Origin of the sequence: Sedimenticola selenatireducens (genome assembly GCF_007625115.1) — a bacterium.
GTDB lineage: Bacteria > Pseudomonadota > Gammaproteobacteria > Chromatiales > Chromatiaceae > Sedimenticola > Sedimenticola selenatireducens_A.
The window spans coordinates 25,129-51,917 of the sequence record NZ_VMNH01000010.1 but is presented as its reverse complement, the minus strand read 5'-3'; the positions used below and the strand labels follow the sequence as shown (position 1 = coordinate 51,917).

The following is a 26,789-nucleotide window of genomic DNA, read 5'->3' as shown; positions in this document are numbered from 1 at the left end:
TCTGTGACCTGTATAGCGCAGAGAAGGGATCTCTATTCAATCGGTGTAGCACGCAAGGCTCGCTTGCGTAATCGAGCCTGTCTGATCTCTATCAGGGTAATCCCGCCAATGGTTAAAAGGCCACCCAAGGCTTTGTAAAATGTAAACTCCTCATTCAGTATCAAGATGCCTGCCGCAACACCTAGCATGGGCGCTAACATTGAAAAGGGTACCACCTGATTGATTGTCAAGCGTGCAATCAATCTGTACCAGATGTAATAGGCAATGATGGATGAACCTATAGCAATGTATCCCAGAGCGGCCCAGGCCTTCCAGCTTGCAGACTGAATGGCTGTCAGCTGATCGGTTTCCAGAAAAAAGGATGCAAGGACAAGGAGAGGGACTGAAAACAGACTCATCCAGCCAATGATGGTCATGGCGTGTATCTGTGTGTATTGCTTAATGAGAATATTGGCCCAAGCCCAGCAGAAGGCTGAAAATAGCAAGGCTCCCAATGCAGCAGGTGTAGCGCCATGTGGTTCCCCAGCCAGTAACGCGGCTCCCGCAAAGGCGAGACTCATTCCCAGAATACGTCCCCATCCCAATGAGTCTGAAAAAAACACGGTTGCCAGTATGACACTGAAAGGGATACCCAGCTGAATCATCAGCGCTGTCGTAGCGGCATCTGCTCCCCTTAACCCAATAAACAACATACCGAAATGGCCGCATCCGAGTATCAGGGCCAGCCAGATGAGTTTGGGTAACTGTTCACGGGTGGGACGAAAAAAAGGTGCAACCAATAGCGCAACAAAACTAAAGCGGAGTGCGGTAAGCGCTAAAGGAGGGATTTCTGAAACAGCCGTCTTTATCATCACAAAATTGAAACCCCAGATAATTACTACAATCAATGCCTGAATCAGGTCGCCAGGTTTCATGGATTATTGATGCCTGCAGCAGCCGTGCGTCTGAAAGTCTCTTGCAGTATCAATGCGTCGGTGCTGGCGCGGTGCCGGACCAGATGTAATTCAGAAATTACCTGCTCTTTGGTGGGATGCCAGAGTGCTGCTTGCTGTTCTGTCATTAGGCTTCTCAGGCTGTCCAGTGAGAAGAGTTGAGGTATATCGGTCAGGTCATAGAGTTTACCAATCCACGAAATGTCATGGCTCCACGCGTCGGTATAGATTTTTGTGCCCTGGAGCAGTTGGTTGAGTTTATCTGCCACCTCATGCGGTGGTTTACCCTTTTTCAGTAGTAGTTCGCGGGTGATGCCGTGTACAGCCTCTGCCGAATCGTCCCAGTAGGTCCACTCATCAGCAGGCCGAATGATATTGCAGAAACTTTTCTGATCCGGTAGGACAATGCCGACCTCTATAGGATAGCTATTCCGTCCAAACCCTGATGCTTCGATGTCAATTATTGCTGGCAGCATGATTCTGTTAGCTTCTTCTGCTAATGACTTCATCGGCGGAGTGGCTGGATAATGAAGTATATATGGGTCATTGAGCCTTCGTCTGGCACTGAGTGCAGAGGTAGCATGCCTGGCCTGAGTGGGTTAATTTTTCTATGGGCTGGTTACATCGATAACAGGGCAGACCCTCGCGCCGGAAAAGATAAAAACGGGCCTGCTCAAAGGTCGCACCATTTTCAATCAACTGCTTGGCGTGAGAAATCTCATTGGTTACTCCGGCAGTTTCATAAGACTGTCGGGCAAGTGAGAGTATCGATTGTGCCAATCTTTCAAACTGCTTAGCTGTACAATCGATAGGTCGCATTGCCGGATGCAGTTGTGCGTCAAAAAGTGCCTCGCACCGCAGGTAGTTACCAAGACCTGCCAGGCAGGACTGATCGGTTAGCAGATAGCCCAAGCGTCGCTTTCTGAATGAGATGTTCGTCAGTTGTTGTAATACCCGCTCAATATGGGTTGTTGGGTGCAGTATGTCCGGCCCCAGGTTGCTGAGAAAAGGGTGGTGCCGGATCTGCGTATCAGTGAGTAACTCAATTGTGGATGCACTGTAAAGCAGTGCGGCGCTGTCGTTGGTCCGTAATGTCACTCTCAATTTTCGTTTTGTCTTTGGATTAAGGTCTCTATCACCAACATACCATCGTCCATACAGTTGATTGTGGGTGTAGAGTGTCATGCCGTTGTCAAATCGGGTGAGCATGGCCTTTCCCTTTGTATCGATTGCACATACTCGGCTTTCCAGAAGTTTCTTGGCGTAGGGTGCTAAACGGTCCAGCCCAAACTCGACTTGAAGTAATGGTTTATCAATTAGGGCGAGTTCAATCTGGTCGGCAGCACGACGAATTTCAGGGCCTTCTGGCATCCAAGATATTCCTATGGCGTTAGTATCTGCTGCTGAATCGCTTCAATCTCAGCAAGTAACTGCTCAATATCATCCAATGTAGTGAGTGGATTCATAAAAACCAATCTTAACCAGCGAACACCCCGATAGAGTGTTGATGAAATGTAAAAGTCTCCCCGCTCAAGCAGACGTCGGCGAATCTCCAGTTGGGTGTCATCATCTTCACCGATACGAAAACATACAATATTGGTTTCCGGGGTGATCGCAACTTCAAATGTGTCCCTGCTCGATATGAGTTGAGCCGCCTCTTTGGCCTTTTCGACAAGCCCCTCGACATGGCTTGCAAGCCCCGCATTACCCAGCGCCGCTATGGTCATGAACAGACGTAATCCCAGGCCTGCTTTGGTGCACTCCACTGTACGTGAGATAAAATCAAAACCAGGCTGGTCCTTGGCGTGTAGCAGGTAACTCGCTTCCTGTTCGAACGCGTGATCCAGGTGACGATGATCCTTGATCAGCACAGCGGCACAGACGGTTGGTGTGCACATCATTTTGTGGGCGTCCCAGACTACGGAGTCTGCCTGATCAATACCGTTTAGCAGATGGCGCAGTTTCTCGGACACCAGTGCACCACCGCCGTGGGCAGCGTCGACATGTAACCATATCTGGTGTTGCTTGCAGATGTGGGCGATTTCCGGGAGAGGATCGTACAGTCCAGCTGCAGTGCCACAGGCATTGGCGACTATCGCCATCACGCGTTTTCCCTCTGTTGCCAGATCCTCAATCTGTTGATTCATCTCTGAAGGTTGCACCCGGCCATCAGGATCGGCAGGCAGGGTGAGGCAATTATCTTCCCCCAGCCCTAATATTGCTGCGGCCCTTTTCATCGAGTAGTGCGACTGCTCAGGGACCAGTATCACCAGATTGCCAGGATTCCCGGATTTCCAGAACTCGGGTACCTGTGCACTGCGTGCAGCAAGCAGTGCGGTTAGATTCGCCAAAGAGCCGCCGTGGGTCAATACGCCCCCGGCATGTAATGATTCTGGATTAAGTTGCTGGTTGCTTGGTACGGTTTTCCAGCCAATCTTGGAGAGCATCCAGTTGATCATGAAGTATTCAATACTGGAGGCGGCAGGACCCATCTCGTAGATGGCCATGGCATTATTGGTTGAGCCGTCTATCCAGGAACCCAAAGCGCCAGTTGGGTGAGGTACCGCTACCTGGTGCGCCAGAAAGCCAGGATGATGCAGTCGAGTGGTCGCATTAAGGTAGTCGGTGACAAACTGTTTGAGCTTTTCGCCACTGAGATCGCCCGATGCTATGTGCTGATCCAGTTGGAGTCGTTCTATCAAAACTTCGAGATTTTCCTGGTGGATCACCGGACGCTGCTTGGTAGTGGATTCTTTGAGATGGGCGTCCAGTGCTTGAGCTACTATCGCGGCATTTTCATTGATATGTTGATACAGATTGTTCATGGAATGGGCTGCTGATGTGTGGGTGTGGCAATCAATATACTAGGGTTGCCATCGAGGATACTGCAATATCTCTCCGTATCAAAGGTGATCGATAGCAGTATTGGGCACAAGCATGTGGATGTCGCTGTACGTGGCTTTCCCCTGTTTAGTGCAGGGATTTGTTCTTTTGGCACTGCGTTAAGCTCTGCGCTATAGTGCGTATCCTCTCGACACCGCAGTGACACATCTGATGAAAAAGCCTGAATTGCTATCTCCCGCTGGAACATTAAAAAACATGCGCTATGCCTTTGCCTATGGGGCGGATGCTGTGTATGCCGGGATGCCGCGTTACAGTCTTCGTGTGCGTAATAATGATTTCCTGGAAGAGAATCTGGCGACCGGAATCCATGAAGCCCATGCGCAGAATAAGCAGTTTTTTCTCGCCTGCAATCTGATGCCCCATGGCGCCAAGCTGAAGACTTTTATGGATGATATCGCCCCCATTGTGGCGATGGGACCCGATGCACTGATCATGTCAGATCCTGGCCTGATCATGCTGGTAAGAGAGCGCTGGCCCGAGATGCAGGTGCATCTCTCAGTGCAAGAGAATACCGTCAATGCGGCGTCTGTAAAGTTCTGGCAGCAGATAGGCCTGACGCGGGTGATACTTTCCCGTGAGCTCTCTCTGGATGAGATTGAAGAGATTCGCCAAGCTTGTCCGGATATGGAGTTAGAGGTCTTTGTGCATGGGGCACTCTGCATCGCCTACTCCGGTCGTTGCCTTCTATCCGGGTATTTTAATCATCGCGATGCCAATCAGGGTAGCTGCACTAACTCCTGTCGATGGGAGTATAAAGTCGGGCAAGCGGGAGCGGGGGAAGAGGTTACCGGAGTTGCTCAGTCGGGACAGGTTCGTCACCCGGCGGCTGATGGGGTTTATTTGCTGGAAGAGAAGGAACGGCCTGGTGAGTTTATGCCCATATTTGAAGATGAGCATGGTACCTACATCATGAATTCAAAGGATTTGCGGGCCGTTGAGCATATACATCGGCTGGTTAATATTGGCGTGGATTGCCTGAAGATTGAGGGGCGCACCAAGTCACACTACTACACTGCCCGGACGACTCAGATCTATCGACAGGCCATTGATGATGCTGTTGCGGGCCGGCCCTTCCGTCCTGAGTTGATGGGTGAACTGGAGAATCTGTCGAGTCGTGGCTATACCGATGGTTTTTATCAGCGACATGAGAGTCAAGAGTTGCAGTCATACCGGGATAACTCGTCCCGTAGTTCACGTCAGCAGTTTGTGGCGGAAGTGGTCAGTTATGACGCCGAGAGTGGGAAATCACTGTTGGATGTGAAGAACAAGTTTGCCGTCGGGGATCGTCTGGAATTATTGACTCCTGCCGGGAATCGCTTTTTTATTCTGGATGCCCTGGAAGATCAGCATGGCAATTCGATGCAGGAGGCTCCGGGCGGAGGGTATGTCGTGCAGGCACGGCTACCTCAGGCGGACACACCGGTCATGGGGCTGATCACCCGGGTACTCGACGACACAGTAGAACCATCAAATGAGGCATCGATAAAAAATATTTGTCATCACGACAAAAATATTTAACTTTACCTTGCTATGGCTCAGAAGGTAATTAGTGTGCCTCTTTAACCTGCTTGAGTTGACCATGAATGAACAGGGTAGATGATGTAATCGAGGATGACGATCTGGATGCCGAAGATGAGGTAGATCTGGATTATGTAACATCAAAAGCGAAAAAAAGTAGTCCCGAGGCGAGACGGCGTGTCGAGCAATTGATGGAGTTGCGTATGTTGCGGCAGCAACTGGGTGATCCGGATTTTATGGGATTTGATTAATTCCGCTTTTTTCTAGACTAAAATACCTTTTGGTAATCAATTTCTAACTAATTGTTGTTGGAGACCCGACGGTGAGTAGACGTTCCGATAGGGATGAGTTTGATGATCTCGATGAGTGGGCAGAAGTCGTTCATCATAAAAATCGTAAACAGAGTGATGGTGTAAGAACCAAACGCCCGACTACCAAAGAGAAAGAGGGTAGTGCGCGGAAACCGGGAAGCCCTCGTCGGCAGGGCAATAAACACCCGGAAACGTTCTAAATTGCGGGCAGTCGGTGGATACACCGACTGCCCGCCACCTGTTTTTTCGCAGCACAGTTTATCCGCGCTTTTGTACGCTCATTGGTTGATTAATCCAGTGTTGGCAGGCTGGCTATGGCTATCTTAATCGGCCTTCTACGTTCACTCTCCGGTTGCATCACTCGATAGACATGGCGCTGAAACACCGGTGCATCTTCAACTCTAAACAACAGGCCTTGTTTCAAGGCGTCATCCACCATTTGTTGAGCCAGATAAGCAGAACCCCCTTGGTCCATTATCAGGTCGTAGGCTACAGTGCTGGACCCTGTGCGCATCATAGGTACGGACGCATCTGGAAAAAATTCGGCTTGTTGAATTGAGAAACTGTTACCCCAGTCGACGAGGGTGTAGTGGGCGTCGATGGCCTCGGATGCACGAACTGTTTTATCCGATGAGACCATTATGATCGATATATCCGCCACCTTGTCGATGATGAGATCAGACATCTGGGGTGGCTCGAACATGAAGACCAAATCCAGCAGTCCCGCCGTGAGGCGCTGAATCAGCGTCTCACGGGGCAGAATCTCGACCTGCACCATCATGTCGGGCGCCTGTTTTCGCAGCTGTTGGCACAATCGTTTTACTTGAATGGACCAAAGGTCGTTCTCACAGCCAATGGCGATAGAGTCGGAGTGCGATGACTCCATCGCGATGTCCTGCCGTGCCCTGGCCCAACCCTTGACGATAGTTTCAGCATGCCGTTGCAGGCGATTGCCGGCAATGGTCAGTTGGATATCGCCCCTTTTCCGAATGAATAGCTCTACGCCGAGCGTTGACTCTAGCTGTTTGATGCGTGCGCTAACCGCAGATTGAGTGACGCAGAGTGTCTCAGCCGCCTTGCCAAAATGCCTCACCTTGGCCACTTCGAGAAATGTTCTGAGGAGTGAGATATCCATATTTAGGTTCGATGAGAATATCATTTCAGCTGAGCATGACATCACAGGGCGGTGAATGCAATTCACTCAGCTTGACCGCTGTAGGAGCGGCTGTTCTGTGTTAATGGGTTTGGTTGATAGCGATGAGGCAGACTGCTTTATAGGTCATATCAAAGTGGAATATACATAAGGCGGTTACAGCGGATTATTATCAGGTGTTTGCGGCTGGAATTAGAGCATCAAGTCCTCTTCCGTGAGCTGGCTACTGGTCAGTCGCCAGGATCGCAGACCAGCAACGCCTCTTGGTGTTACAGAGAGAAGGAGGTAGGAGTAGTCAGTCCAGTCTGATTTGTACTCATCGGGTGCAGGGGTGTAGTGCTTGTCGGGTAGTGCGCGCCAGATGCCAATGATCTCCAGGCCGTGGCGATGTGCTTTTAGGGATGCGATATGCAGATCGAGTGGATCCAGATTAAAGTGAGCGTCAGCCTGCTCCAGATTTGGATAAGGGGTCTCCTCTATTCGGTGAACCGACACTTGACCCTCTGTCTGTTTCCCCAGCAATACCCCGCAGGTCTCATTGGGATAGCCGAGACTGGCCAGCAATCCCAACTGATCGCGCAGATGCTGTGAAAGATAGAGCTGTGACATGTACTAAATCATAGTGCATTTTTTTTGGCATAGAAGGGATATTTTTTAGAACCTACTGATTTACTGAATATTTTTAGGGTTATTAAGGGAGTTTAATCAATGTGATGGGTGTCGTGAGATCCTGTGTTCCATCACTGAGATAGAGGGTGCCTTCGGTTTGGGTGACAGTCCAACTCATTTTGCGGGATGCACTATTGACCAGGGATTTAAGGAAGTCGGCCTCAATTCGAAATAACTGTAAGCGAGATAAAGCTGTCAGCTTCTCGCCATGCATCTGCAACCAGCGATCAAGGTGTTGTCCATAGAGATAAAAGGTTGCGTGCTTAGCACGCCGGCAGGCCTCCTGAATACGTTCAGGCGTAGGTAGTCCTACCTCCAGCCAATGCAGAATGCGGCCATCCTGATCTCTCATCCAGATGTCCGGTGATGTCCCTTCACAAATACCCTTGGTAAATTCTAATGTCTCTTCGAAGCACAGGCAGTAAGCGATGATGCGAACCAACAATCGTTCCATTGTTTCAGAGGGATGACACGCCAGGGTCAATTGCTGTTCAGTGTAGACCCCTCTGTCGATATCGGACAGATTGATCGTTGCGCGATAAATGGTGCTTTTCTCCGCCATTCGATCAGCCCGTCACGTTCTGAAACAGGGCGCCGATTGCGATTGATAATTTCTCCGAACGCTTTGGGTCACGTACGCTGGCCAGTACGGGCTCGCGCATGCCCGGTATATACAGCAAGTCTGCCATGCAGAGATTGAATGCTTCCTGGCCGGCGCTATTTTCAGCCAGGCGTTCGAGAAATAACATGCGCACAGGCTCATCCAAGAGCTGTTCCCAGGCGCGGCCTGATAGTGCGGTAAGTATCTCAATATGATTCCCGCTCGGTGCAGCTAATAGAGTTTGGATCAACTCTCGCTGAAGATTGCCCGATGTGGACTGTGCGCATCCACGAATCAGTGCCGCCAGTACACTGGGATCAGGCGTGGCTTGTTGCAGTTCATGCTGGGCTCTGTTGAGGAGTGCCTGGGTGGTCTTTAGCGAAGTGGTTTCATTCTCCAGACAATGACAAAGTGCGATCAATGGCTGTACCGGCATCGAGCCAATGGCTGAAGCAATCGTGGACTCGCTTTTGGTGTCATCCACTCGAGCGGCACTGTCTGCAATACCCTGATAGCCGATGAAAGACCACTGATCCCAGCCTAGCTCTCCAGCAAAATAACGCTGGGCATGCTCAAAGTATTTTGAGGGCGGGGATTTCAACAGTTTGGAAATGCGGGCATGAAACGCCGCCATCCGATCTTCTTTGGGTTTAAAACTATAGGGGTTATCCTGCAGGGCGGTCTCCAATTGATCGCCTTCCTTATCTTCCTGCATCTTTTCCCCAATACGCTCAATGAGTCGATGCATAAAATCATCACGAGCGGCCTGTAGCAGTTTGCCTTGCTCATCAAGTGGCAGACGTAGGAACCAGATTAAGGGCTCTTGTTGGTTGCCCTTGTCTTGAAACATCAGGGCAAACCAAGCCTGTTGTTGCAATGGGTAGGGGTAGGGGATGTCATTCCTTTCAAATTGCAAAAAACGGTCGCGTGGGATCTTGGTGATACGCCTCCCCATATCAAAAAAGCGCAGGCGGGCCCCTGTGGTTTCCAGGAATTCAGTGATGGTGTTCAATTGTTCCACGTTGAGTCTCGTAAGCAGGGTATTTATTTAATCCAGTCAATGATGTGATGCTCAAGGTTATCGGCGTGCTCCTCATTGATAACCCTTCCACCTACAGAGTGACCTCCAAACACCATGTGATCCCTGTCACCCGTAACCAGTGGGTGCCACTCGGGGAGGGGCTTTCCTTCAGCCAACAGGCGATAGGCACAGCTTTCGGGAAGCCAATAAGGATCAGCCAATACTTCCAGCGTGATGGTAACGCAGTCAGGTACATTGATTGAGCGGTTCGGATAGTCACGGCAACTGCAATCTGATTGATCCAGATAGCGGCAACAGACATTCGTAAAGTGGATCTCCTGGGTATCTTCGTCCTCGAATCTGTGCAGACAGCACTTCGCACACCCATCGCAGAGTGATTCCCACTCTTGAGGAGTGAATTGGGTGAGATCTTTACTGATCCAGAACGGCGTATCAGACTTTGGCATGCGGCTATTCTATCAGTCTCGTCGCGGGATGACGCTATGGATTAGGGTGAAGTGGAATACATAGTTCCGCTCGATTGTTATCTCTGTTTCTTTAATTCAACGGCTAAACCATTGTTGGGGTGAGGAATTGTTTGCACAGTTTGCCTAATGGGTGCGTGCCTGCTGATCAGGCTGCTCTGTTGATCCTGATATAAATCGGCTTTATTTTATAACATGCTGATAAATAAAGACTATTGCTGTTTGTATAAAAAATAGCCAATCTAATATTGCTGTTTTATGACTGGGTGGTCAGGGGCTGTTTACGCAACTTTTCCACAATGTTATCCACAGGAATTGTGAATAACTGGATAGCGATTTAGTCGCCCTTCTGTTGCTGACGAAGTCGCTCTGCTTTTAGCTGTTTGTCAAGTAATTGGTTCATTTTGTGCTGTTCTTCAATCTGGCGTTGCAGCTCCTCCAGGCGTGTCTGTTCATCGCTCGTCGATTGATGAAGGTTATCAATCTCGCGCTTCAATTCACCCTGTTGCGCCTGCAACTCCTCTAGCTCATTGGCCAGTATCTGGCTGGGGATAAGTGGCAGGGCTATGAGCAACACTGTTTTTACATTCATTAACGTTTCCTGTTAATTGGATGTGTGAAGTCTTGGTAGTTTATGACTAGGGAGGGATTGTGCCACTGTGTGGATGAATGTCCACCTGCCGTTAGTCTGGATTTGGGTAAAAAACAGTGAATGGAGAAATGGGTCGGTTTTCGTGGGATAATGCGCTGTTTCCAGTTTGCTTTTCAAGGAGTTCCGGATGCTTGCCCCGCGGCGTTCGATATCGCGTGATCAACGAGAGTTGGGTCAGATTACACAGGAGGCAGCCTCTTATGAACAGGGGGTGGCCGCCTATGCACGTAGAGCCTATGAAGAGGCGTATCGCTGTTGGGTCGAATTGGCTGAGCAGGGTGATGTAAATGCGCAGTATGGTTTAGGGGTGCTGTTCGATCGTGGCGAGGGGGTCGCGAGGGATCTGTCTCAGGCGCTCAATTGGTACCAGCTCGCGGCGGATCAGGGTGTTGCAGATGCTCAGTACAATCTGGCATTGCTATATAGTGAGGGCATTGGTGTCAAAGCCAGTCTGAGTCAGGCGGTTCGCTGGTTTACGAAAGCGGCCGAGCAGGGCGATGCGCAGGCCCAATATCGTCTGGGTCGTTGTTATGATCAGGGTATTGGCCTGCCGCGAAATCAGACCTTGGCGGCAAGCTGGTTTCAGCGTGCCTCTGAGCAAGGTCATGCCGCTGCACGTAACTGCCTCGGTGATATGTATCGAAATGGCGAAGGTGTTACGCAGGATTTTACCAAGGCGCATTACTGGTTAACCCTGGCGGCTAGGCAGGGACATGGCTACGCCCAGGTCAATCTGGGCTACATGTATGATCAAGGGCAAGGGGTTGATCCGGATCCCGCGGAAGCGATCAACTGGTATCGTGAGGCCGCCCTTCATGGCGATCCCATGGCTCAGTACAATCTGGCCGAGATGTTCAGGATAGGAAGGGGTGGTCCGGCGGATGAGCGTCAGGCAACACGTTGGTACCGAAAGGCCGCCGCACAGGGGCATCCAGGGGCCGTCAAACGACTCAAGCAGTTGAGTGTTTGACAGTTCGGCTATTCACTCACGGCAGAATCAGAAAATCCTGTTTAGTCCATTCAGTGCTGCAACGCGATAGGCCTCGGCCATGGTGGGGTAGTTGAATGTGGTCTCGGTGAAATAGAGTAGACTGTTGGCACTGCCTTTTTGGGACATGATGGCCTGACCGATATGGATGATCTCCGCAGCGGTTTCCCCAAAACAGTGGATGCCGAGTATTTCGAACGTCTCCCTATGGAACAGGATCTTCAGCATCCCCACGGTATGGCCTGTGATTTGCGCCCGCGCAATGCTCTTGAACATGGCGTGCCCTACCTCATAGGGGATCTGTTGTTCAGTCAGTTCCCGCTCACTTTTGCCCAGAGAGCTGATCTCTGGGTTGGTATAGATCCCGGTAGGGAATTGTTCAATCAAGCTCCAGTCGCATTTCCCCTCACTGATCTGAGAGCCTACGAAACGACCCTGGTCGTAGCTGGCACTGGCCAGTCCGGGTGGGCCGGCCACATCCCCGGCGGCGAAGATATGTGACAGGTCGGTCTGGTACTTTTCGTTGACTTCGATTTGTCCACGATGGTTGACGCGGATACCTATCTCTTCCAGGCCCATGCCTTTCGTATTACCAGAACGACCGTTGGCCCAGAGTAAGATGTCTGTCTTAAATTTCTTCCCGGATTTGCAATGAAGAATGACGCCGTCTTCGAGTGGTTCAACCCGGGTGTATTCCTCATTATTTCGAATGACCACGCCTTGATTACGCAGATGATAGCTGAGGGCATCGGTGATCTCGTCATCCAGGAACGAGAGCAGTCGGTCCCGAGTGTCGACAAGATTCACCTTGATATCAAGATTGCAGAAGATAGAGGCATATTCGCAACCGATGACGCCAGCACCGTAGACCGTGAGTGATTTTGGTGTTCGCTCCATCGATAGAATCGTATCGCTATCATGAATCCGCGGGTGTGAAAAATCGATGTCTTCCGGGTGGTAGGGAGATGAACCGGTGGCAATTACAAAGTGATCTGCAGTGATTTGTTCGGATGTTTTATCCACATGCAATATATTAAGGGTATTGGCATCAATGAATGAGGCCGTCCCATAGATGATATCGACGTTATTTCTGGAGTAATAACGGTAGCGAGTACTTACCTGCTCTTGGATTACGGAGTCCGCCGCACGCAGCATCTTGGGATAATCCACATGCACCTGTTCTACAGAGTGTTGAAACAGAGGGTTGCGTTTGTAGTCCACCAGCATAGAGATGTTATGCCGTAGTGCCTTACTTGGGATAGTGCCCCAATGGGTACAGCCGCCTCCAACCTTGTCATGCTTTTCAACGAGGGCAATTTTCTGCCCGGATTTGGTCAGCTTCATGGCGGCGCCTTCGCCTCCAGGTCCGCTACCAATTACAATAGTGTCGTAGTGCTTGACTGTCATAGCTTCGATTCTTCAGAGAAGTTTTAGGTTGGATTTCAAAGGTTAGGCGTTTTTGCTGCTTTTTTTGGCGCTCTTGGCCTGAAAGTTTTATTTAAATTTTTAATGTAATCATTAGTATAACCTGTGAAATGCGTTCGGGCTAGAAGTAACAGGTGTAATGTATGAAAATAATAGGACAAATATACTAAAATTAATATTCATCAGTTATTGGCATGAGGTTTCGCCTTTTTTTCGTTAGTAAGCCCAATATTTGCGAATTTTTCACGGCTGCTTTAGTCCAATTCAGGGGAGGAAGGTATTAGTGAAGCCTGATAAACTCAGCAACTGAATAAACTGTGGCATATGACACAATCTACCCTGGCGACTCCAATGCAAAGTGACACCGTGCAGCACTCGATCAGTCTCAATGTGCCCGTCGATGGCATGACCTGTGCGGCCTGCTCGACGCGGCTGGAGCGGGTGCTTGGGAAACAGCCTGGCATTACCAGTGCGCGGGTAAATCTGGCCACCAACAGCGCCACTATTGATTTTGATGTGTCACAGATATCGGCCAGTGATGTAACCGCAACTATTACCAAGGCGGGTTTTAGCGTACCTCCGGAAACCCATGAGTTACTGATTGGTGGCATGACTTGTGCCGCCTGCTCAGGGCGATTGGAAAAAGTGCTCGGGCGCCTGCCTGGTGTGGAGCGCGCTGTGGTGAATCTGGCCACCGAGAAGGCCTCCGTTACCGCACCCGCAGGCGTTGTTTCGTTACAGGATCTGATTTTATCTGTGGAAAAGGCGGGTTTTACCGCTCACCCTGCCGTTACTGCGGCAGAACAGCAGGCGAAACTGGACCAGATGAAGTTGCAGCAGGGCCGCAGAGAGCTGATGCAGTTGATACTGGCGGTTCTTCTGACATTACCACTGGCTCTGCCGATGGTGTTGATGCCGCTGAGTATTCATGTCGAATTACCTGCAGTCTGGCAATTGATCCTGGCGACCCCTGTTCAGTTCTGGTTGGGCTGGCGTTTTTATGAAGGAGCCTTTAAGTCGCTGAGAGGGGGCGCAGGTAACATGGACGTTTTAGTTGCCATGGGCACCAGCGCTGCTTGGGGTTTGAGTGCCTGGGTGACCTTTACGGGTGGTGCCGGCGGGCATCTCTATTTTGAAGCGGCCGCGATGGTGATTACCCTTGTATTGCTGGGTAAGTGGTTGGAAGGTCGGGCAAAACGTAGCGCGGCCTCTGCTATTCGAGCACTGATGGATTTGCAGCCAGAGATGGCGCGGGTTGAAAGGGATGGTGTGATTTTAGAAGTCCCGGCCGAAACGGTGACCAGCGGCGAAGTGGTAGTGATCCGACCCGGTGAGCGTGTGCCGGTCGATGGCGTCATCCTGAAGGGAATGAGCCAGCTGGACGAATCACTTATCACGGGAGAGTCGTTACCGGTAGAGCGAGGGGTTGATGATCGGGTTACAGGAGCCTCTGTCAATGGTGAAGGCTTACTCAGGGTTCAGGCCACGACCGTCGGAACGGAATCAACACTCTCCCGCATTATTAGATTGGTTGAATCTGCCCAGGCCAGTAAGGCGCCGGTACAGAAGTTGGTGGATCAGATATCAGCGATCTTTGTACCCGTTGTTGCCTTGATAGCCGTAGCTACTTTTTTGGGTTGGTGGTTGATTGGTTCAGATCTCGAGGTGGCCTTTATTGCTTCGGTTTCTGTGCTGGTGATTGCCTGTCCTTGTGCGTTGGGATTAGCGACACCTACCGCGCTCATGGTTGGAACTGGCGTGGCAGCGCGCAAAGGGGTGTTGATAAAGGATGCCGAGGCACTGGAGCGTGCCCATCACAGCACCGCAGTAGTGCTGGATAAGACGGGTACGCTGACAGTGGGCCGGCCAGCCGTAGAGTCAGTTGTGGCGCATGAGGGGGATCTGCCGGCTTTACTGCAACTGACGGCGTCTGCGCAACAGGGCAGTGAACATCCACTGGCCCATGCTATTCTGAGCCGTGCGGAAAAGGATCAGCTTGCACTGCTTCCCGTGTCAGATTTTAAAGCCAGGCCGGGCCGAGGGCTCTCTGCGCGTGTCGATGGGCGTCAGCTACTGATTGGTAATCGCCGCTTGATGGATGAAGGGGGCGTTGATTTGCAGGCTTTGATTGTGTCAGGAGAGGCCTTAGAGTCAGCCGGCCGGACGCTGATGTGGGTGGCCGAGACAGATCCCTTGCTCAGGTTGTTGGGTTACATCGCCGTCAGCGACCCCATCAAGCCTGAAGCAGGGGAAGCAGTAGCTGCGCTCAAGCGAAGCGGTATTCTCACCGTGATGCTGACGGGGGATAATCGCCACGCTTCAAAGGCCGTTGCAGATGCTGTCGGGATTGATCAGGTGGTCTCTGAGGTATTGCCTGAGGAGAAGTCGGCAGAAGTGGCTCGCCTGAAGGCCCAGGGTTATACAGTAGCGATGGTGGGTGATGGCATTAATGATGCCCCTGCCTTGGCTGCGGCTGATGTGGGAATGGCTATGGGTACCGGGACTGATGTGGCCATGCACACAGCGGGTATTACATTGATGCGGGGTGACCCAGGATTGATCGCCGATGCCATCTCTATTTCCCATGCCACGTACAACAAGATCCGCCAGAATCTGTTTTGGGCGCTGATCTACAATTTTATTGCGATTCCGCTGGCCGCGTCAGGTATGTTGAATCCAGTAGTCGCCGGGGCTGCCATGGCAATGTCATCGGTCAGCGTGGTATCAAATTCACTGTTGCTAAGACGGTGGCGACGGACGGTTTAGCTGCGGAATAGTTATTTAAAGACACTTAATATCTGGAGCCAATGATGTCGAAGACCTATAAAGTGGAAGGGATGAGTTGCGGTGGTTGTGCCAGTTCTGTGGAGCAGGCGATAAAAACAGCGGCGCAAGAGGCCCGTGTGGAAATTAAGCTAGAAGGTGGCCTGGTTACGGTTACCGGTGTTGAGGATGATGATCTGGTGAAGCAAGCCGTAGAGGATGCCGGGTTTACTTTTGCGGGTATTGCCTAACATTCCCTTTGAGCGGATTCTGGAACTGCAGTGGACAGGTAGTCCACTGCAGCCTTGTTTTATTTAGAGTCGATGGGGTAGGTTTTTACGAATGGTTTCCACGTCCTGGGCCGTAAGATTCTTAGAGATCTCAGTGGCAACCATTTTCTGCAGTGGGTGAGGTTGCTGTTTTCTCAGCAGACCAAGAAAACTGGGTGCAGCAATGACATGCAGTTTATTGAAGTGACCGTGGGCACGACCTGATTCAAGGGTGGCACAAACCTCAGATGCAAACCGTAGCGCCTCATCCCGTTTTGTCTCGTTCAGATGTCCCACGTCATGGCTGCGTGCGCCGGTACTACGGTCTCGGCCGGCCCTGTCGCTGACCAGATCGCCCGCGTGAAGTCTGGCTTCTGGGTGGTCAAGGGTCTGGATTTCTACGAGTGGGCTGAAGGCATTTTCAGCGGAGAAGATTCGTGCACGGCTTGTATCAGCTACAACTACCCAGGCTGCATTCATAGGTGTTCCCCTCTCAAGTGGTGTTTATCGGGTGGTATCCCCGGAATCTAGAGTATAGAAGATTCCTGATACGGGATAGTCGGGTGATCACTCACATTGACTCTTTAATCAGCGTAAAAATTGATGACTATGCCTGTAGAACGGGTGTTACTGGCCGCTAAACTCTGAAAATGGGGTCATTTTGCCAATTCACACTATGTTGAGCTTGAATAAGACAATTTTCACGAAAAATCATGGATACCGGTAGCTTCCCAGGCCTATTTAGTAACGCCATTCTCCTATTAGCCCTTGGCGTTATCTATGAAGTGTTGGACTTGGGCGCACTGCCTAATCACCGCTTGCGGCAGGTCGTCTCCGGCGTGCTGGTGGGCGTGATCGGCATTGCCGTGATGCTGACACCCTGGGCGCTTGTACCGGGTATCTTTTTTGATACCCGCTGGGTACTGATCAGCATTTGCGGCCTATTCTTTGGCTGGCTGCCAACCTTGATTGCTGGGGTGATAATGGTCCTGTTTCGCCTCTATCAAGGGGGAGGCGGAGCTGTTGTTGGGAGTATTGTGATTATCTCTACGGCCCTCACTGGCTTGGGATGGCGCTATATAGCCCAGTATCGAGACTGGCAAATTGGTGGGGTGCAGCTTTACCTGTTTGGTATCACGGTGCAATGCGTGGTGTTGACTTGCATGTTGTTTATGCCTGATGAGGTACGCTGGACGATCATTCAAACGGTATCCCTTCCCATCCTGGTTATCTTTCCCCTGGCGACCTTGTTACTTGGGTTGATTCTGCGCAGGCAGGATTTGCTACGCAGTGCCCATGAAGAGATTCGCTACAAGAATACCGTCCTTTCCACCCAGCAGGAGGCGTCTGAGGATGGCATCCTAGCAGTCAACAATGGCGGCGATATTCTCTCATGGAATGGGCGATTGAAGGCACTGTGGCAACTGCCTGAAGCGATCATAAAAACTGAATCTGAAACAGAACTGTTTGGTCATCAGTTGGAACAAGTTGCGAATCCTCGGTTGTTTGCTACCTGGATCAGTCGTATGCAGCGAAATCCCTATGAGCATGGGAGTGAAGTGGTTTCGTTAAAAGATGGGCGGGTATTTGAGTGTTACAGCGCCTCATTGGTTTCTGAGGCAGGCGATCACTATGGACGTTTTTGGTCCTATCGAGATATTACCCAACGCAAGCAGATGGAAGATGCACTGGTACGAGAGCGTAACCAGGCCGCTAACATCCTTGAGGGTACTAATGCAGGGACTTGGCATTGGGATATTGTGGATGAACGGCTGGAGATTGATGAGCGCATGGCCACAATTATGGGCTATGAACTTGCAGAGTTGATGCCGTTGGATGTCGCTACTTGGCGCAGCTTTATACATCCTGATGATATTCATCTGGTAGAAGCGGCGCTGGAGGATCATTTTGCTCATGAAGCCGACTATTACGATGTTGAGTATCGCCAGCGCAAAAAAGAAGGGGGTTGGCTTTGGGTCAACTCCCGCGGCAAAGTGATGGAGTGGAGTGCCAGTGGATCGCCGCTGATGATGAGTGGTACCCATCTGGATATCAGTCGGCGTAAACAGATAGAGCATGAGTTAAGAGACAGTGAAACGCTGTTTCGTAACAGCTTTGACGTCAGTCCTATAGCCAGTTCTATCGCGGCAACGAGCGATGGTCGCTACCTGGCCGTGAATCACGCGTACATAGCGACTTTTGGCTGGACAGAGGATGAGTTACTGGCCGGTAAGTCCACCACGATCGGCCTCTGGCCTTGTAAGGCGGATCGGGATGCCTGGCTTGCTGAGATGCAAGAGACAGGATTTGTTTATGATTACAGTGTGCGAATGTCCGATAGTACGGGCCGTCAAATGGATATCGAGCTCTCAGCGTGCCTGATTGAGTATGCGGGGGAGAGTTGTGTGCTTGCTATGCTGCATGATGTGACTGCCCGCAAGCAGGCTGAAGTTGAGATTCGTGAGCGAGAGAGTCGATATCGCACCCTATTTGATAGTGCTGAAATCTCTATCTGGAATGAAGACTTCTCTGAGTTGATGAAGACGCTTCAGTTGCTCCGGGATCAGGGGGTCACGGATCTGCGTCGCTACCTGGCCGATCGTCCAGAAGCGATCAAAGATCTCGCGGGGCTGATAAAAGTGTTGCATGTGAATCAGGCGACACTGGAATTGTTTGGGGCCGAGAATGAGGTGGCGCTTATCCACTCTATCGATCGCACGTTCGTGGAAGATTCAGCGGCTGTATTTATCGAAGAGTTGAACGCCATTTGGGAAGGTCGCAGCTATTTTCGCAGTGAGGCAACATTCCGAAAGTTGGATGGTCAGGAGATCACTGGGTTGATCTCCATGCCAATTTCCGTGCGAGAGGATGAGATGCGTAATGTCCCGGTTAGTATCCTGGATATCACTGATCGTGTGAAAACGGAGCAAGCGCTGGCCGCCAGTCAGTCGCTCTATCGCACTATCCTTGAGTCGATGAACGAAGTGGGTGAAGGTCTACTGATTGTCAGTGCCGAAGGCCGCATTGATTACATGAATCAGACTATGATTGATTGGTTTGGCGAGCAGACGGGAAAGCTTTGCCAGGACTCTATAGCCACGCTGGATCCCGATGCAAACTATAGCCCAGTACCTGTATTTTCGGGTAAGCAGCGGGTGGTGCAATACCTGTCATCAAGACCGCAAGGGCAGGATTTTGAGGTGGTGAGTGCGCCCATCCATAATCGTGATGGAACGGTTTCACGGTTGGAGATCATCCGTGATATTACCAGTAGAAGGCGTAGCGAAGAGCAGATTAGAACCCTCTCCCAGGCCATTGAGCAGAGTCCGGTTTCCGTGGTGATTACGGATACCGATGGCAGCATTGATTATGTTAACAGCGCGTTTGAGCGGATCTCAGGCTACAAGTATGAAGAGGTCATCGGTCAGCATACCCGAATAATGCAATCAGGCAATACACCCAAAAGCCAATACGAGCAGTTATGGCAGACCATTACCTCGGGCAAGACTTGGCAAGGGGAATTTCAGAACAAAAAGAAGAGCGGCGAACTGTTTTGGGAGCGGGCCTATATTGCGCCCGTGCTGGACGAAAAGGGGACAATTAAGCAGTTCCTGGCGGTGAAAGAGGACGTCACGCTACAGAAAGAACAGGAGGAGCGGATACTGCGTCAAGCACATTATGACAATCTCACCGGAATGCCGAATCGTTTTTTAGCCCTGGATCGCCTGTCGCAATTGATCAAAGATGTCGGTCGTTCGGACCACCAGGTAGCGGTATTGTTCCTTGATCTGGATGATTTCAAAAAGGTGAATGACACCATGGGGCATGAGACGGGAGATCAGCTCCTTCAGCAGGCGGCATTGCGCCTGCGAGCAGTGGTTCGTGAGTATGACACGGTAGGTCGTTTAGGCGGTGATGAGTTCATTATTCTATTGGGTGGACTAAACGATGTGAGTGATGCGCGGCAGGTGGCGGAACAGGTCCTCGAACAATTCCGTCAACCTTTCAAGCTGCAGGGACGAGAGCTGGTGTTGACGGCGAGTTTAGGCATCGCCATCTATCCAGAGGATGGCGCAACATCTGTAGAGCTTTTAAGAAATGCTGATATGGCCATGTACCACTCCAAAGAGGCGGGGCGCAATACTTACCACTATTTCACCGAGTCGATGAATCAGGGTGTTGCCCGAAGATTGCTGCTCGAAGAGCAACTCCGCGGGGCCATGGGGCGGGGTGAACTCAGTATCTGCTATCAGCCTCTGATCGAGATCCCGGGTCGTAGCATGATCGGTGTCGAGGCGCTGTTGCGTTGGACGAACCCTTTGCTGGGCATGGTTTCTCCCGCGGAGTTTATTCCGATCGCGGAACAGACCGGCCTGATAGTACCGATTGGGGAATATGTTATTGAACAGGCATTGTCCCAGTTGGTGCAATGGCAGCAGGTTTCAGGTCAGCCGCTGAAGATGGCTGTTAATATCTCGCCGCGCCAATTCCGCGATCCGCAGTTGGCGCCCTTTATCCAGCAGGCGCTTCTTCGGGCGGAGGTTGAACCTGCGGCTCTGGAACTGGAGATCACAGAAGGTGTCTTGATGAGTGGTCATGGGTATATTGATAAGGCCCTTGAAGCGCTGAGTACACTGGGTGTCAATATTTCGATGGATGATTTTGGTACAGGTTACTCATCATTGAGTTATTTGAGGAGTTATCCTTTTGATATTCTTAAGATTGATCAAAGCTTTATTCGTGATATCACGATTGATGAAGAGGATCGGGAGCTGGTCAATGCAGCTATAGCTATGGCCCATGGTCTGAGTCTCAAGGTGGTGGCCGAAGGGGTTGAGACAGAAGAGCAGTTAGCCCTTCTGGTCGATAAGGGTTGTGATTTTGCCCAGGGATATCTGTTTAGCAAACCGGTTTCTGGCCAATCTATTGAGCAGCTGCTATTGGCCAAAGACACCTCATCTGCACAACATATACATTAGTTGACTTGATCTCTATCCAGCAGTCCCAATCTAGAGGAAGAGGGTCGAAAAGACCTGACGGGAGGTGTTAGTGAAACCGACAGCCGATCAGCTTAAAGCCGCTTTAGAAGTAGCCAGGAAGATGCGAGGGCAGGGCGATGACCCTGATAGTTTGGCGCAGAGTGTGCTCTATCTGTATCAAAGAGATGCCATGTTAGAGCGGATTTTGTTGCATTTGGAACGTTTTCTTCAATTTGGCCTGCCTGAAGAAGAGCATGCGAAGCTGGTTCGACTTATTGAAGAGGCTAAGGCTCAGGAGCGGGCTGAAAAAGGGGGTTATTCAGATGACTTCGGGCTTTGATGCCAGCAACTAGCACTATGCCTGTTTGACAACTGTGCTAGAATCCGCCGAGTTTTTGCACCCCAATGCTTAGGGGATGTTATGTTTTTAGGAGTATTTCATGCCAATCTACGAGTATCGTTGTGAAGCCTGCGGCCACGAGTTGGAAGCCATGCAGAAGATGAGTGATGCTGCACTGACCGATTGTCCCGAGTGCGCTAAGCCTGCACTGAAAAAGATGATTTCAGCGGCTGGTTTTCGTTTGAAGGGGCAGGGCTGGTATGAGACGGATTTCAAAAGCGGTAAGCAGAAAAATCTGCACAGTGCCGATAAGAAGGATACCAAGCCGGCACCGGCCTGTTCCACAGGTGGTTGTGGCGGCTGTGATGCCTGATCATCGCTAGATGAGATTCTTCCGCCGCTATTTGGTTGCCGGTCTACTGGTTTGGGTGCCGCTGGGTATCACCTTGCTGGTCGTCAGAATGCTGGTGCGTTGGCTGGATGGGACATTACAGCTCGTTCCCGAAGCTTATCGCCCTGAAAATCTACTGGGTTTTAGTATCCCTGGAATCGGCATCGTCATCTCTCTGCTGATTGTGTTTGTTACCGGTGTGTTAGTGGCAAACCTGTTTGGGCGTTCTCTGATCTCCGTATGGGAGCAGTTGTTGGCGCGAATACCGCTGGTGCGCTCGGTCTATTCAGGCGCAAAACAGCTTGCCGAGACTATGTTCAGTGAGGCCGGGCAGTCTTTTCGAAAGGTCTTGCTGGTTGAATTTCCGCGCAAAGGACTGTGGACCCTGGCCTTTCAGACCGGTACGGATGTAGGTGAGGCGCAGCGTAAAACGGGCCATGACGTGATCAATGTCTATGTTCCTACGACGCCCAATCCAACGGGTGGCTATTTCGTCATGGTGCCACGGGAAGACGTAATTGAGTTAGAAATGAGCGTGGATGATGGGCTGAAGATGCTTATGTCCATGGGGGCGGTTGTACCCCATTCACTACCATCAGGTGTGCCGGAATCGTCGTCAGTTAAGCCTGCTGAATAGCCTTATCAGCCAAAAAAATCATTTAATTGGCCTGAAAGCTTGCGCCGCTAGGGTCCAAACCTTAAAATTTCCTGTTTTTCTCAGCGGCCGAATTCCTCGTCCGTCTTCAGTCAGTAACGGTAATATCGAGTATGCGCACCCATTATTGCGGTCATCTAAACGCCTCACACATCGACCAAGAGGTTGAAATTTGCGGCTGGGTTCATCGGCGACGTGATCATGGAGGCGTAATCTTTATCGATCTTCGTGATCGAGAAGGATTGGTCCAGGTGGTCTATGATCCTGATCTGCCTGATGTTTTTTCCGCTGCAGAGCATGTGCGAAGTGAGTATGTGCTGAAAGTCAGCGGCCGGGTACGGGCGCGTCCTGAGGGTACGGTTAATCCCGATATGCCCACCGGTGAGATCGAGATTCTTGGGCTGGCGCTTGATGTGTTGAATCGTGCCGATACGCCGCCATTCCAGCTTGATGAGCATGAGCGGGTGTCAGAGGAGGTTCGGTTGCGGTATCGCTACATGGATCTGCGCCGTCCCGAGATGCAGAAACGCATCATGATGCGTGCTGCAGTGACACGAGCCCTGCGTAGCTATCTGGATAATGAGGGCTTTCTGGATATCGAGACGCCGATGCTGACCAAGGCCACACCGGAAGGCGCACGCGATTATCTGGTGCCTTCTCGCACTCATCCAGGACATTTCTTCGCCCTGCCACAGTCACCCCAGCTGTTCAAACAGCTTCTGATGATGTCCGGTATGGATCGTTATTATCAGATCGTGCGCTGTTTCCGTGATGAAGATCTGCGGGCCGATCGGCAGCCAGAATTTACCCAGCTGGATATCGAGACCTCGTTCATGAGTGAAGATGAGATCATGAACTCAATGGAGGAGATGATCCGGGGTGTAGTCAAGCAGGTACTGGATCTGGATCTGCCTAATCCTTTTCCTCATATGACCTATCAGGAAGCTATGCGGCGCTTCGGCTCTGATCGTCCCGATCTCCGTTGCCCACTGGAGTTGGTGGATGTAGCGGACTTGATGTCCGGCGTTGATTTCAAGGTGTTCTCAGGACCCGCCAAGGATCCGAAGGGTCGAGTGGCAGCGCTTTGTCTGCCCAAGGGATGTGAGCTCACTCGTAAAGAGATAGATGAGTACACCAAGTTTGTCGGCATTTATGGTGCTCGCGGGCTGGCCTATATCAAGGTCAACGAGTGGTCGAGTCAGGGTCGTGAGGGTCTGCAATCACCGATTCTCAAATTCCTGCCGGATGATGCAGTAGATGGCATCATGCAACGAACCGGGGCTCAGGATGGAGATCTGATATTCTTTGGCGCGGACAAGGCCTCTGTTGTCAATGAAGCCTTAGGTGCATTACGCGTCAAGCTGGGTGAAGATCGCGGTCTGATGCAATCTGGCTGGCACCCGGTATGGGTGGTGGACTTCCCGATGTTTGAATGGGATGAGGGTGGTGAGCGCTGGAATGCGTTGCATCATCCGTTTACTGCGCCGAAGCAGGATCAAGTCGATCTGCTTGAGAGTGATCCCGGTGCCTGCCTTTCGCGCGCCTACGATATGGTATTAAACGGTACTGAAGTCGGTGGTGGTTCGATCCGTATTCATAACAGTGATGTGCAGGAGAAGGTATTCCGGCTGTTGGGTATTGGTGAAGAGGAAGCGGAAGAGAAGTTCGGCTTCCTGCTGTCTGCCCTGAAGTACGGCTGTCCTCCGCATGGTGGTCTTGCCTTTGGTCTTGATCGTTTGGTCATGTTGTTGGCAGGTGCCAGCTCTATCCGTGATGTGATGGCCTTCCCCAAGACACAGACCGCAGCCTGTATGTTGACGTCTGCCCCCTCTGAGGTGAGCCAAGCGCAACTGCGTGAACTTTCAATCCGGGTGCGTACACCACAAGTTGAAGAGAAGGCGTAACGTTCTTTTGGTGTAGAAAGCCCAGCGGGAGAGGCCTTCCGCTGGGCTTTTATTTTGTACGATAATCTGTCAGGCGAGGCATTCCCGGTGAGTGACTGCTGGCCTGACATCACCTTGATGAGTATTCCTTTGAGCTGTCTGTACAAGCGTCCAGAGTCTGTTTTAGTTGTGATCTATACGGATCAGGGCGAGGTGCTGATGTTGAATCGCACCCATCCAAAGGGTTTTTGGCAATCGGTTACCGGGAGCCTGAAGAGGGGGGAGACGCCCCGTGATGCGGCCGCCCGTGAACTGTTTGAAGAGACGGGGCTTCGACACAGTGGCAAGCTTCTGGATGCCCGACATACTGAACGATTTCCTATTCTGCCCGCCTGGCGCAAACGATTCTCACCTTCTGCGCACTACAACAGGGAGCATCTCTTTTATCTGCGCCTGCCTTCAAGGCGCTTGATAAAGCTTAATGCGGATGAACACAGCGAGATGCGTTGGCTAGGCGTATCACAGGCTGCACATCGAGCCAGTTCTTGGACCAATCGTGCTGCGATTTTGCACTTGCTCAACAGCCAGGCAGGTTTCTAACGAACCTGCCTGGATTTGCTGGTTATTACAGGGTGTCCGAAGCGTAGTCAGCCAGACGGGAACGTTCACCTCTCAGTAACGTGATATGGCCACTGTGATTCCAGTCCTTGAATCGATCAACTACGTAGGTGAGCCCAGAGGTGGTTTCGGTCAGATAAGGCGTGTCAATCTGCGCCACATTACCCAGGCAGACAATCTTGGTGCCAGGGCCGGCACGGGTGATCAGCGTCTTCATCTGCTTGGACGTGAGGTTCTGGGCCTCATCCAGAATGATGTACTTCTTTAAGAATGTTCGGCCACGCATAAAATTGAGTGAGTGGATACGAATCCTGGATCGCAACAGATCATCGGTTGCAGCGCGCCCCCATTCACCCCCTTCGGTCTGGGTCAATACCTCAAGATTATCCATCAGGGCACCCATCCACGGCGTCATTTTCTCTTCTTCAGTGCCGGGCAAGAAACCGATGTCCTCACCTACAGGTACGGTTACCCGGGTCATGATAATCTCGCGATAGATATTCAGATCCAGCGTTTGCGTGAGTCCCGCTGCCAGTGCAAGGAGCGTCTTGCCCGTGCCGGCGGTACCGAGCAGTGATACAAAATCAACTTCAGGATCCATCAACATATTGATGGCAAAATTCTGCTCCCGGTTGCGTGCGCGAATACCCCATACGGCATGGTTTTGGCTACGATAATCGGTGGCCATCTCAATGATGGCGTCATCACCATCCCGGCGTCGCACAATCGCTTCGAAGTTGGTCTCATCGTCCAGGAAGAGGCATTGATTGGGGTACCACTCCTGGGTGTCGCTACCCTTGATGCGATAAAAAGTGCGCCCCTCCTCTTGCCAGGAATCCAGGTCTTTGCTGTGGCTCTCCCAAAAGTCGCTGCTCAGTTCTGCTTCACCGCTATACAGTAGGTCAACATCATCCAGCACCTGGTCGTTGTAGTAATCCTCAGCAGGGATGCCGACGACAGCGGCCTTTATCCTTAGATTAATATCCTTGGAGATCAGTACGACATCCAGCTCGGGATGGGCTTGTTGCAGTGTTAATGCGGTACTCAGGATATTGTTGTCAGGTGTATTTCCTGGCAAAGAGGTCGGCAGATTATTGGCCAGCGTAGTGGTTTGGAAATAGAGGCGACCCGGTACCATGGGCTCAACGCTTTTACCGTTGCTTGGCGTGGGTAGGGGTAGGCCCGCATCAATTTCCTGCTTGCTCGCGCCCGACATTAGTTCATCGAGAAAGCGGGAAACCTGGCGGACATTACGTGCCACTTCGGACATGCCCTTCTTGCCCTTGTCCAGCTCTTCCAGTACCACCATTGGGAGGAAGATGTCGTGCTCCTGAAAGCGGAAGATGGAGGTGGGATCATGCATTAGCACATTGGTGTCCAGCACGAACAGGCGCTTCTTATCCTGGTCATTCATTCTTGTGTATTACCTGCAATGAGAAAATTGATTCAGTAGCTGATCAGCGCTGGGCTGGCTCGATGATGGCATCTAGATTAATAGCGTCACAAAATTCCATGAATTCGTCCCTGAGCGAGGCGATATGAATATCGGCGGGGATTCCGACTGTCATGTGCACCGAGAACATCATTGTGCCGGTGTGTGGCGCGGCATAACTGGTGGTGGCCATGTCTTCGATATTGATGCTTCGTTTTGAAAAGAAGCTGGCCAGTTGATGGACGATGCCAGGATGATCCAGTGAAACGACTTCTACCACATAGGGGAGGAACGGATTACTTCTATCGCGCTGTTCCGTTCGCTTGGCGATGATGGTCAGGCTGAGCTGCTGCTCAAGTCCGGCGATAGACTCTTCCATCTTGGTCAGGGTATTCCAGTTGCCTTCTACCATGAGCAGAATGGCGAACTCCCCTCCCAGTACGGTCATGCGGCTGTCAGTAATATTGCAGCCAAATTCCAGAATTGATTTTGATAAAGCGTCAACGATGCCGGGGCGGTCTTTTCCGAGTGCAGATATAACCAAGTAGTTCTGAGTGGACATAGATTATCGTTACTCCTGTTGATTTACCTTGAGTGTAGCGTCCCCAGGGTTCACTTGTCTTGTTCTGGTTGGGTTTTTGTTAGCAAACTGTCTGATTACCATTTAATCACAAACTCTTGAATAAGTTTTACTTCACTGTAACAAATCAAATAGCGATGAATTACAATGGGTTGAGCTCGATTTGCAGATCCGAGTTCTGTAGAGTTAGCGCTCCGCCTTGTCAGCGTCCAATCAGGCG

The 26,789-nt window shown here is 51.1% G+C and carries 26 protein-coding genes; 12 read left to right on the top strand and 14 right to left on the bottom strand.

The annotated features are described in order from the left end of the window. Positions 1–32: 32 nt before the first annotated feature. From FHP88_RS10235 to FHP88_RS10220, 4 genes are read right to left on the bottom strand one after another with little or no spacing between them, the layout of a single operon-like run. Complete coding sequence (locus FHP88_RS10235) at positions 33–914, bottom strand: DMT family transporter (protein ID WP_144358948.1); 882 nt, start codon at positions 912–914, stop codon at positions 33–35. Then, positions 911–1,441 (bottom strand): hypothetical protein, encoded by a 531-nt coding sequence (locus tag FHP88_RS10230; protein ID WP_186297682.1) that lies wholly within the window; start codon positions 1,439–1,441, stop codon positions 911–913. Before FHP88_RS10230 ends, FHP88_RS10235 begins: the two co-directional genes overlap by 4 nt. Before the next feature lie 34 nt (positions 1,442–1,475). Then, positions 1,476–2,303: an endonuclease VIII gene (gene nei, locus FHP88_RS10225; protein ID WP_144358947.1), complete on the bottom strand. Its 828-nt coding sequence runs from the start codon at positions 2,301–2,303 to the stop codon at positions 1,476–1,478. Between the two features lie 11 nt (positions 2,304–2,314). Further along, positions 2,315–3,757 (bottom strand): pyridoxal phosphate-dependent decarboxylase family protein, encoded by a 1,443-nt coding sequence (locus FHP88_RS10220; protein ID WP_144358946.1) that lies wholly within the window; start codon positions 3,755–3,757, stop codon positions 2,315–2,317. A gap of 229 nt (positions 3,758–3,986) precedes the next feature. Between FHP88_RS10220 and yegQ the strand changes: the two genes are divergently transcribed. The 3 genes from yegQ to FHP88_RS10205 all read left to right on the top strand — a co-directional run bounded on the left by yegQ (position 3,987) and on the right by FHP88_RS10205 (position 5,865). After that, positions 3,987–5,354: a tRNA 5-hydroxyuridine modification protein YegQ gene (gene yegQ / locus FHP88_RS10215; RefSeq protein WP_144358945.1), complete on the top strand. Its 1,368-nt coding sequence runs from the start codon at positions 3,987–3,989 to the stop codon at positions 5,352–5,354. 65 nt (positions 5,355–5,419) lie between these two features. After that, on the top strand, positions 5,420–5,605 hold the full coding sequence (locus FHP88_RS10210) for a PA3496 family putative envelope integrity protein (protein ID WP_144358944.1): 186 nt from the start codon (positions 5,420–5,422) through the stop codon (positions 5,603–5,605). Between the two features lie 71 nt (positions 5,606–5,676). Beyond that, positions 5,677–5,865, top strand: a complete 189-nt coding sequence (locus FHP88_RS10205) for a hypothetical protein (RefSeq protein ID WP_144358943.1) — start codon at positions 5,677–5,679, stop codon at positions 5,863–5,865. Between the two features lie 89 nt (positions 5,866–5,954). Here FHP88_RS10205 and FHP88_RS10200 read toward each other — a convergent pair whose 3' ends face one another. The 6 genes from FHP88_RS10200 to FHP88_RS10175 form a co-directional block, all read right to left on the bottom strand. Further along, the gene (locus FHP88_RS10200) at positions 5,955–6,800 is read right to left on the bottom strand and encodes a LysR family transcriptional regulator (protein WP_186297681.1); all 846 of its coding nucleotides are present in this window, start codon (positions 6,798–6,800) and stop codon (positions 5,955–5,957) included. Between the two features lie 210 nt (positions 6,801–7,010). Then, positions 7,011–7,427 (bottom strand): Mov34/MPN/PAD-1 family protein, encoded by a 417-nt coding sequence (locus tag FHP88_RS10195; protein WP_144358941.1) that lies wholly within the window; start codon positions 7,425–7,427, stop codon positions 7,011–7,013. A gap of 82 nt (positions 7,428–7,509) precedes the next feature. Beyond that, positions 7,510–8,049, bottom strand: coding sequence for a YaeQ family protein (locus tag FHP88_RS10190; protein ID WP_144358940.1), 540 nt, complete (start codon positions 8,047–8,049; stop codon positions 7,510–7,512). A gap of 4 nt (positions 8,050–8,053) precedes the next feature. Further along, positions 8,054–9,109, bottom strand: coding sequence for a DUF3549 family protein (locus tag FHP88_RS10185; protein ID WP_186297680.1), 1,056 nt, complete (start codon positions 9,107–9,109; stop codon positions 8,054–8,056). A 23-nt stretch (positions 9,110–9,132) separates the two neighbouring features. Then, positions 9,133–9,576 carry a YcgN family cysteine cluster protein gene (locus tag FHP88_RS10180; protein ID WP_144358938.1) on the bottom strand — a complete coding sequence of 148 codons (444 nt, stop codon included), beginning with the start codon at positions 9,574–9,576 and terminating at the stop codon, positions 9,133–9,135. A 355-nt stretch (positions 9,577–9,931) separates the two neighbouring features. Further along, a complete protein-coding gene (locus FHP88_RS10175; protein ID WP_144358937.1) occupies positions 9,932–10,186 on the bottom strand; it encodes a hypothetical protein in 255 nt (84 codons plus the stop codon). A 187-nt stretch (positions 10,187–10,373) separates the two neighbouring features. On the opposite strand from FHP88_RS10175, the gene FHP88_RS10170 reads away from it, so the two are divergent. After that, positions 10,374–11,216: a tetratricopeptide repeat protein gene (locus FHP88_RS10170; protein ID WP_144358936.1), complete on the top strand. Its 843-nt coding sequence runs from the start codon at positions 10,374–10,376 to the stop codon at positions 11,214–11,216. A gap of 27 nt (positions 11,217–11,243) precedes the next feature. On the opposite strand, the gene sthA is transcribed toward FHP88_RS10170, so the two are convergent. Further along, positions 11,244–12,641, bottom strand: a complete 1,398-nt coding sequence (gene sthA, locus FHP88_RS10165; RefSeq protein WP_144358935.1) for a Si-specific NAD(P)(+) transhydrogenase — start codon at positions 12,639–12,641, stop codon at positions 11,244–11,246. 369 nt (positions 12,642–13,010) lie between these two features. Between sthA and FHP88_RS10160 the strand changes: the two genes are divergently transcribed. Together FHP88_RS10160 and FHP88_RS10155 are read left to right on the top strand one after the other, a co-directional pair. Next, a complete protein-coding gene (locus tag FHP88_RS10160) occupies positions 13,011–15,425 on the top strand; it encodes a heavy metal translocating P-type ATPase (protein ID WP_222106671.1) in 2,415 nt (804 codons plus the stop codon). 44 nt (positions 15,426–15,469) lie between these two features. Beyond that, entirely contained in the window at positions 15,470–15,673 is a 204-nt protein-coding gene (locus tag FHP88_RS10155) for a heavy-metal-associated domain-containing protein (protein WP_144358934.1), read from the top strand. 63 nt (positions 15,674–15,736) lie between these two features. Here FHP88_RS10155 and FHP88_RS10150 read toward each other — a convergent pair whose 3' ends face one another. Continuing rightward, a complete protein-coding gene (locus tag FHP88_RS10150) occupies positions 15,737–16,171 on the bottom strand; it encodes a host attachment protein (RefSeq protein ID WP_144358933.1) in 435 nt (144 codons plus the stop codon). 233 nt (positions 16,172–16,404) lie between these two features. Here FHP88_RS10150 and FHP88_RS10145 point away from each other — a divergent pair, with 233 nt between their 5' ends. The 6 genes from FHP88_RS10145 to nudB all read left to right on the top strand — a co-directional run bounded on the left by FHP88_RS10145 (position 16,405) and on the right by nudB (position 24,539). Next, a complete protein-coding gene (locus FHP88_RS10145) occupies positions 16,405–20,670 on the top strand; it encodes an EAL domain-containing protein (RefSeq protein ID WP_144358932.1) in 4,266 nt (1,421 codons plus the stop codon). A 70-nt stretch (positions 20,671–20,740) separates the two neighbouring features. Continuing rightward, the gene (locus FHP88_RS10140; protein ID WP_144358931.1) at positions 20,741–21,010 is read left to right on the top strand and encodes a hypothetical protein; all 270 of its coding nucleotides are present in this window, start codon (positions 20,741–20,743) and stop codon (positions 21,008–21,010) included. A 100-nt stretch (positions 21,011–21,110) separates the two neighbouring features. Then, positions 21,111–21,383: an FmdB family zinc ribbon protein gene (locus tag FHP88_RS10135; protein WP_144358930.1), complete on the top strand. Its 273-nt coding sequence runs from the start codon at positions 21,111–21,113 to the stop codon at positions 21,381–21,383. A gap of 10 nt (positions 21,384–21,393) precedes the next feature. Continuing rightward, complete coding sequence (locus FHP88_RS10130) at positions 21,394–22,038, top strand: DUF502 domain-containing protein (protein WP_144358929.1); 645 nt, start codon at positions 21,394–21,396, stop codon at positions 22,036–22,038. Positions 22,039–22,169: 131 nt separating this feature from the next. After that, positions 22,170–23,960, top strand: a complete 1,791-nt coding sequence (aspS, locus tag FHP88_RS10125) for an aspartate--tRNA ligase (RefSeq protein ID WP_144358928.1) — start codon at positions 22,170–22,172, stop codon at positions 23,958–23,960. A gap of 54 nt (positions 23,961–24,014) precedes the next feature. After that, positions 24,015–24,539: a dihydroneopterin triphosphate diphosphatase gene (gene nudB / locus FHP88_RS10120; RefSeq protein ID WP_260843242.1), complete on the top strand. Its 525-nt coding sequence runs from the start codon at positions 24,015–24,017 to the stop codon at positions 24,537–24,539. A 25-nt stretch (positions 24,540–24,564) separates the two neighbouring features. Here the strand turns inward: nudB and FHP88_RS10115 are convergent, their stop codons facing one another. Continuing rightward, positions 24,565–25,971 carry a PhoH family protein gene (locus FHP88_RS10115; RefSeq protein ID WP_144358927.1) on the bottom strand — a complete coding sequence of 469 codons (1,407 nt, stop codon included), beginning with the start codon at positions 25,969–25,971 and terminating at the stop codon, positions 24,565–24,567. A 43-nt stretch (positions 25,972–26,014) separates the two neighbouring features. After that, the gene (locus FHP88_RS10110) at positions 26,015–26,551 is read right to left on the bottom strand and encodes a glycine cleavage system protein R (protein WP_144358926.1); all 537 of its coding nucleotides are present in this window, start codon (positions 26,549–26,551) and stop codon (positions 26,015–26,017) included. Positions 26,552–26,789 lie beyond the last annotated feature (238 nt).

What these genes read in the sequence shown, in the direction of transcription:
- FHP88_RS10150 (WP_144358933.1), bottom strand. Translation starts at nt 16,171, where the DNA reads ATGAATGCAGCCTGGGTAGTTGTAGCTGATACAAGCCGTGCACGAATC.
- FHP88_RS10180 (WP_144358938.1), bottom strand. Translation starts at nt 9,576, where the DNA reads ATGCCAAAGTCTGATACGCCGTTCTGGATCAGTAAAGATCTCACCCAA.
- nei (WP_144358947.1), bottom strand. Translation starts at nt 2,303, where the DNA reads ATGCCAGAAGGCCCTGAAATTCGTCGTGCTGCCGACCAGATTGAACTC.
- FHP88_RS10135 (WP_144358930.1), top strand. Translation starts at nt 21,111, where the DNA reads ATGCCAATCTACGAGTATCGTTGTGAAGCCTGCGGCCACGAGTTGGAA.
- FHP88_RS10190 (WP_144358940.1), bottom strand. Translation starts at nt 8,049, where the DNA reads ATGGCGGAGAAAAGCACCATTTATCGCGCAACGATCAATCTGTCCGAT.
- FHP88_RS10220 (WP_144358946.1), bottom strand. Translation starts at nt 3,757, where the DNA reads ATGAACAATCTGTATCAACATATCAATGAAAATGCCGCGATAGTAGCT.
- FHP88_RS10235 (WP_144358948.1), bottom strand. Translation starts at nt 914, where the DNA reads ATGAAACCTGGCGACCTGATTCAGGCATTGATTGTAGTAATTATCTGG.
- FHP88_RS10160 (WP_222106671.1), top strand. Translation starts at nt 13,011, where the DNA reads ATGCAAAGTGACACCGTGCAGCACTCGATCAGTCTCAATGTGCCCGTC.
- FHP88_RS10115 (WP_144358927.1), bottom strand. Translation starts at nt 25,971, where the DNA reads ATGAATGACCAGGATAAGAAGCGCCTGTTCGTGCTGGACACCAATGTG.
- FHP88_RS10130 (WP_144358929.1), top strand. Translation starts at nt 21,394, where the DNA reads ATGAGATTCTTCCGCCGCTATTTGGTTGCCGGTCTACTGGTTTGGGTG.
- sthA (WP_144358935.1), bottom strand. Translation starts at nt 12,641, where the DNA reads ATGACAGTCAAGCACTACGACACTATTGTAATTGGTAGCGGACCTGGA.
- FHP88_RS10195 (WP_144358941.1), bottom strand. Translation starts at nt 7,427, where the DNA reads ATGTCACAGCTCTATCTTTCACAGCATCTGCGCGATCAGTTGGGATTG.
- aspS (WP_144358928.1), top strand. Translation starts at nt 22,170, where the DNA reads ATGCGCACCCATTATTGCGGTCATCTAAACGCCTCACACATCGACCAA.
- FHP88_RS10155 (WP_144358934.1), top strand. Translation starts at nt 15,470, where the DNA reads ATGTCGAAGACCTATAAAGTGGAAGGGATGAGTTGCGGTGGTTGTGCC.
- FHP88_RS10145 (WP_144358932.1), top strand. Translation starts at nt 16,405, where the DNA reads ATGGATACCGGTAGCTTCCCAGGCCTATTTAGTAACGCCATTCTCCTA.
- FHP88_RS10110 (WP_144358926.1), bottom strand. Translation starts at nt 26,551, where the DNA reads ATGTCCACTCAGAACTACTTGGTTATATCTGCACTCGGAAAAGACCGC.
- FHP88_RS10210 (WP_144358944.1), top strand. Translation starts at nt 5,420, where the DNA reads ATGAACAGGGTAGATGATGTAATCGAGGATGACGATCTGGATGCCGAA.
- FHP88_RS10230 (WP_186297682.1), bottom strand. Translation starts at nt 1,441, where the DNA reads ATGAAGTCATTAGCAGAAGAAGCTAACAGAATCATGCTGCCAGCAATA.
- FHP88_RS10175 (WP_144358937.1), bottom strand. Translation starts at nt 10,186, where the DNA reads ATGAATGTAAAAACAGTGTTGCTCATAGCCCTGCCACTTATCCCCAGC.
- yegQ (WP_144358945.1), top strand. Translation starts at nt 3,987, where the DNA reads ATGAAAAAGCCTGAATTGCTATCTCCCGCTGGAACATTAAAAAACATG.
- FHP88_RS10200 (WP_186297681.1), bottom strand. Translation starts at nt 6,800, where the DNA reads ATGGATATCTCACTCCTCAGAACATTTCTCGAAGTGGCCAAGGTGAGG.
- FHP88_RS10170 (WP_144358936.1), top strand. Translation starts at nt 10,374, where the DNA reads ATGCTTGCCCCGCGGCGTTCGATATCGCGTGATCAACGAGAGTTGGGT.